Annotated in this window: 3 protein-coding genes; all 3 read left to right on the plus strand. The window is 70.8% G+C overall.

All coding sequences use genetic code 11. The features are described from left to right. The coding region (locus tag TN53_RS40405; RefSeq protein ID WP_046263859.1) for an aromatic prenyltransferase at nucleotides 1-534 on the plus strand (534 nt) is incomplete at its 5' end. 53 nt (nucleotides 535-587) lie between these two features. Further along, nucleotides 588-962, plus strand: a complete 375-nt coding sequence (locus tag TN53_RS40410) for a DoxX family protein (RefSeq protein WP_046263860.1) — start codon at nucleotides 588-590, stop codon at nucleotides 960-962. An 84-nt stretch (nucleotides 963-1,046) separates the two neighbouring features. After that, nucleotides 1,047-1,800: AMP-binding protein (locus TN53_RS40415; protein ID WP_046263861.1), on the plus strand; the 754-nt coding region annotated here is incomplete at its 3' end.

The raw sequence follows: 1,800 nt of genomic DNA on the forward strand, positions 1-1,800 counted from the left end.
CCCCCCGAGGACCCCAAGCCGCTGTCCGAGCTGGTCGCACTGGAGTCGATGCCGGCCGCCGCGGCCGCGAACCTCGACCTGTTCACCCGGTACGGCGTGGCCGACAAGGTGAGCCTGGTCGGCATCGACTACCGGCACCGGTCGGTGAACCTGTACTTCGGGGCGGCACCCGCCTCGGTCTTCGAGCCCGGGACGCTCACCTCGCTCCTGCGGGAGAGCGGGCTGCCCGCGCCGAGCGAGCGGCTGCTGCGCTTCGCCACCGGGGCGTTCGGCATCTACGCCACCTTGACCTGGGACTCCCCGAAGGTCGAGCGGATCACCATCGCCGCCATGACCGAAGACCCGCTGTCCCTTCCGGTGACCGTCGAGCCGGACATCGAGGACTTCCTGAAGAACTCCCCGTACCGCACCGACGGCCACCAGTTCGTCTACGCGATCACGGTGGCGCCGCGCGGCGAGTACCACAAGCTCCAGTCGTACTACCGATGGCGACCCCAGGTGGAGACCACCCTGCTGGTGCCCGACAGCCAGTAGCGGCACGCCGGCCACCGCCGCACCCCAGCCGAACCTGTCGAAGGAAAACTCTCATGAACATTGCTCTGTGGATCATCGCGGGAGTGCTGGGCGCGGCCGCCCTGGCGGGCGGTGCCCAGAAGCTGGCCCAGCCCAAGGCGAAGCTGGCCGCGGGCGGTTACGGCTGGGTCGACGACTTCAGCGACGGCGGCGTCAAGACGATCGGCGCCCTGGAGGTGCTGGCCGGTCTTGGCCTGATCCTGCCCGCCGCGCTCGACATCGCGCCGGTGCTGGTGCCGCTCGCCGCGACGGGCCTGGTGCTGCTGATGATCGGCGCCGCCCTCACGCATCTGCGCCGCCACGAGCACCAGGCGATCGTGGTCAACGTGGTCCTGCTCGCCGTAGCCGCCTTCGTGGCGTGGGGCCGCTTCGGCCCCCACTCCTTCTGAGCCCTCCTGGTCTGTCCCCTGCGTCCCGCACCGCGCCGGCGACCGCCCGAACGTTCACCGCCCACCACAAAGGAGACAGCCCAGATGAAGGGCTCTGTGGCCTATCACTCGATACAGAAGCGCGGTCTTCACATCGGCCTGCTGCCGCAGATGGCGGCCGCCGTCAACCCGTCGACCCCGATCAGCCTCGACCACGACCTGGGCGTCCTGCCCGAGGCGGGACGGCGTCTGACGGTGGCCCGGTACGCCGAGTACGTCGACGACCTGGCGGCCCGACTGTGGGCGGCCGGGGTCCGGCCCGACGAGCGGGTCGTCATCTACAAGACGGCCAACGCCGACCACTGGATGCTCGCCGCCGCCGTCTCCCGTATCGGCGGCGTCGTCGTGAACCTGTCGCCGGCCCTGGACGCCACGACCGTGGGCGTCCTGCTGGAGCGGGTCGGCCGGCCGACCCTGCTCACCGACGGCGCCAAGCTCGACGTCCTCGCCGACCTGCCCCTCACCGGCCTCACCCGGCGGGTCATCACCTCGGCCGACCACCGGCCCGGGTCGATCCCGCTCGCCGAACTCGCCGGCAGCCCCCGGGTAGCGCCCGTCGTGCGGCCCATCGACGAGGCCGCCGTCATCACCCACACCTCCGGCACCACCGGCATTCCCAAGCTCGTCGTGCACACACCCCGCACCCAGGGCATCCGCCTCGTACCGCAGTGGCGGCTGCTGTCCCTGATGCGCAGGAAGGAGACCGTCGCGATCAACGTGCCCTTCGTGCACTCGCGGATGGTCGCGGCGATGTCCCTGGCACTGCTGAAGGAGTACCCGGTCCTGCTCATGCGGGAGA

It is taken from the genome of Streptomyces sp. WM6386 (assembly GCF_000972385.1).
In the GTDB taxonomy this organism is placed as follows: domain Bacteria; phylum Actinomycetota; class Actinomycetes; order Streptomycetales; family Streptomycetaceae; genus Streptomyces.